This is a genomic window from Rhodococcus sp. MurmanLake-1, from assembly GCF_056945715.1.
Map to the genome: position 1 here is coordinate 1 of NZ_JBWZNF010000106.1, position 241 is coordinate 241.

The 241-nt window shown below is 77.2% G+C and carries 1 pseudogene; it reads left to right on the forward strand.

Annotated elements, in window-relative coordinates:
• Positions 1-241 (forward strand): annotated as a pseudogene (locus AC2ETI_RS32835) (dehydrogenase); the annotation flags it as partial.

Below are 241 nucleotides of genomic sequence, written 5' to 3' on the forward strand. Positions count from 1 at the left end.
CTTCTGCTCACCGACAACCTCGCCACCGGCTGGGCGGCCGCCACGCGCGCCGCCATCCCGGTCGGCGGGTCCGTCGCGGTCATCGGCGCGGGCGCGGTGGGCCAGTGCGCGCTGCGCAGCGCGTACGTGCTCGGCGCGGCACGGTTTTTCGCGATCGATCCGGTCGAGGGGCGCCGTGATCGGGCCGCGGAGGCGGGTGCGACACCCGTGCCGGCGCCAGGCGCCGCCACGGTGCTGGAAG